The sequence below is a fragment of the Rhizobium sp. L43 genome (assembly GCF_002531725.1).
In the GTDB taxonomy this organism is placed as follows: Bacteria; Pseudomonadota; Alphaproteobacteria; order Rhizobiales; family Rhizobiaceae; genus Rhizobium.
In genome coordinates this window covers 1-2,840 of the sequence record NZ_NWSQ01000074.1, presented here as the reverse complement: position 1 = coordinate 2,840, position 2,840 = coordinate 1, and the positions used below count along the sequence as shown (strand labels likewise).

Below are 2,840 nucleotides of genomic sequence, written 5' to 3'. Positions count from 1 at the left end.
CGTATCCATCCGGCGAAGGCCGCGGCACTTATGATTTCGGCTCGTCTGCCATGATGCGTTCGATCTTTTCCGGATCACATTGCTCGTCGACAAGGAACTGGCGAAGACCTCCTTCCCAGGTGCGGATATCGGCGAGGAACTCCTTCAAGCTTTCGATGCCCCGGTCGGTGAAGGTCGTGATGCCCTCTTCGCTGCCGTCATGGGCATGGATCGTCTCACCATAGTCGATGTTGTCGGAGTTGCTGGCGACTTCCTGGATGAGTTCGAGGTTCTCGCCGATCAGCATGGCGACATAGTCGATCGTGTAGACATGCGTCGGGCGCGCCATCACGCCGCCATCTGCCGGGCGCTTCCGGCGGGCCAGTTCCACGGCAACAGCTCCGGCAGCCGTGATACGGGAATGCCGGGCATGCGGGCGAGCACGTCCGCCAACCAGGCCTGCGGATCGATATCGTTCATCTTTGCCGTGACGATTAGGGAATACATGAAGGCAGCACGCTCGCCTCCGCGCTGGGAACCGGCGAATAGCCATGCCTTTCTTCCGAGAGCAACGCCGCGCAGGGCTCGTTCAGCGGCATTGTTTGACAGACACAGTCTGCCGTCGTCGAGGAACCGGGTGAAGGCTTCCCAGCGACCCTCCTTCTCGAACATGTAGTTGATCGCCTTGGCGACGGGATTGTGCTTCGACATTTGCCCACGCTGAGCCATGAGCCAATCGTGCAGTTCTTCGACGAGCGGACGAGCATGTTGCTGCCGCGTTGTGAGCCGATCCTCGGCAGGCATTCCGTTTATGCCGCGCTCGATGTCGAAGAGCGCGTCGATGCGGGCCACGGCCTCAAGCGCGACGGGCGATATCTCATGGGCAGGTTTGCCCTTGCGCACGTTGCCGGCGATGTCAGCGAGTTCGAAGAACTTGCGTCGCGCATGGCTCCAGCAGAGCGCGCTCCTGACCGGCGCGGGGCGGCGATCGGCACGATAGAGGTCGTTGTAGCCGCCATAGGCATCGGCCTGCAGTGTGCCATGCCATCCGGCAAGATGCGTGTTGGGATGGGTCTTCTCGCGATCGGGAGAGAAATGGAAGAGTGCGGCGGGAGGCGCGCCGCCCGCGAAGGGACGGTCATCGCGCACATAAGTCCATAACCGTGCCTGCCTTGTTGCTCCCCTGGCCAGAAGCGGCACGGTGGTGTCGTCACTATGCAGCCGCTCGGCGGCCAGCACATGGGCGCGGATTAGATCATGGATCGGCTGCAGCGCCGTCGTGCAGGCTCCGACCTGATCGGCCAGCGTGGAGAGACTGAGATCGACGCCTTCCCTGGCGTAGCGCTCGGCCTGGCGGTTCAATGGCTGATGTTGGCCGAACTTCTCGAACAGGATCGTCGCCAGCAGGTTCGGTCCCGCCCATCCCCGCGGTGTCGCATGGAAAGGGGCCGGTGGCTGGCTGATCTTCTCGCAATCCCGGCAGGTGAACTTCTCGCGCACCGTCTGGATCACCTTCCACTGGCGCGGGATCGCCTCCAGCGTCTCAGTGACGTCTTCGCCCATCTTCACGATCCGCGCCGAGCCGCAGCAGGTGCAAATCGAGGGAGCTTCGATGATCAGGCGCTCGCGCGGCAAATGTTCCGGGAACGGCTTGCGTGCCGGGCGACGGCGTTCGAAGGCAGAGACATTTGTGATCTTCGCCGCCACGCGTTCCGCGGCGATCTCGTCCTCGGTGGCATCGGCCTCGAGTTCTTCGAGCTGCAGTTCCATCTGGTCGATCAGCCGGGCGCGCCGTTCCGAACTCTGGCCATATTGCTCGCGGCGCATTTTGGCAATCTCGAGCTTGAGGTGCCGGATCATCGCCTCGGAGGTCGTCACGAAGGCGCGCACCTGTGCGAGGTCGGACTCGGCAGAGGCGGCACGCACTTCCGATGCCGCAAGCGCGGCGCGCAGTCTGGCTATCTCCGAAGCAGCATCATCCATGGCCGAAAGCTACCATGCCGCATGTCGAAAGCCCAACAAAAACAGAGCAATGCAGGCGATCAGCCTGCCTTCGAAGGCCGCTGCGTCCAGCGCGGGTTGCGCCAGTCGATCCCTTCCAGGAGATAGCCGAGCTGCGCCGACGATACAGACACGGCGGAGCCATTCTGGCTGACCGGCCAGATGAATTTTCCAGCTTCCAGCCGCTTCAGGTAAAGCGACATGCCGACGCCGTCATGCCAGAGGACCTTGATCAGGTCACCCTTGCGACCCCGGAAGCAGAAGACCTCACCGCCATGAGGATCGCGGCCGAGGCCTTCCTGCACCCTCAGCGCCAGACTGTTCATGCCGCAACGCATGTCTGTCACGCCGCCCGCGATCCACACCTTCACCCCCGCGGGAAATGCGATCATGACATATCCAGAATCGGCAACAGCCGGGCGAGGACGATCGGATCAAGTGAGGCCGGGATCGTCAGCCGTCGGCCGTTCGGCAGGCCGATCTCGATCGTCATGTCGTCTTCAGAACGCAGCGGCGCGGTCATCTCCGCAGATGCCGCCGGCGGCGGTGGCGAAATCGTAAGCGGCACGAAACCCGTTGACGCTGAAACACTCAGAAGGCCGCTGCGGTATTGTCGACGCCAGGCCGTCAACAAAGATCGCGACAATCCATATCGTCGCGCCGTCGCTGACCCCTGACGAAAACCTTGCAGGCTTTCCTCGACGATCCGAACTTTCTCTTCGTCCGACCAATCCCGCCGGCGACCAAGATCATCGGCGGACAAGACCTCAATGGGGGAAATAATTGTAGCGCATGACATAAGGCATGCACTTAAAGCCAATCAGCAAATCGCGGCAGACGGCCTTCGCCGGATGGGTACA

General features: G+C 62.1%; 4 protein-coding genes. All 4 read right to left on the bottom strand.

From position 1 onward, the window contains the following. Positions 1 to 28: 28 nt before the first annotated feature. From CO667_RS34370 to CO667_RS34355, 4 genes are read right to left on the bottom strand one after another with little or no spacing between them, the layout of a single operon-like run. Positions 29 to 328: a hypothetical protein gene (locus CO667_RS34370; RefSeq protein WP_096772366.1), complete on the bottom strand. Its 300-nt coding sequence runs from the start codon at positions 326 to 328 to the stop codon at positions 29 to 31. Further along, positions 328 to 1,962, bottom strand: a complete 1,635-nt coding sequence (locus CO667_RS34365; protein WP_096772363.1) for an IS66 family transposase — start codon at positions 1,960 to 1,962, stop codon at positions 328 to 330. The genes CO667_RS34370 and CO667_RS34365 overlap by 1 nt, the downstream gene beginning before the upstream one ends. Before the next feature lie 59 nt (positions 1,963 to 2,021). After that, positions 2,022 to 2,372 (bottom strand): IS66 family insertion sequence element accessory protein TnpB, encoded by a 351-nt coding sequence (gene tnpB / locus CO667_RS34360; RefSeq protein WP_096772364.1) that lies wholly within the window; start codon positions 2,370 to 2,372, stop codon positions 2,022 to 2,024. Further along, on the bottom strand, positions 2,369 to 2,743 hold the full coding sequence (locus CO667_RS34355) for a transposase (RefSeq protein WP_245424686.1): 375 nt from the start codon (positions 2,741 to 2,743) through the stop codon (positions 2,369 to 2,371). Before CO667_RS34355 ends, tnpB begins: the two co-directional genes overlap by 4 nt. Positions 2,744 to 2,840: the final 97 nt, after the last annotated feature.

What these genes read in the sequence shown, in the direction of transcription:
- tnpB (WP_096772364.1), bottom strand. Translation starts at nt 2,372, where the DNA reads ATGATCGCATTTCCCGCGGGGGTGAAGGTGTGGATCGCGGGCGGCGTG.
- CO667_RS34365 (WP_096772363.1), bottom strand. Translation starts at nt 1,962, where the DNA reads ATGGATGATGCTGCTTCGGAGATAGCCAGACTGCGCGCCGCGCTTGCG.
- CO667_RS34370 (WP_096772366.1), bottom strand. Translation starts at nt 328, where the DNA reads ATGGCGCGCCCGACGCATGTCTACACGATCGACTATGTCGCCATGCTG.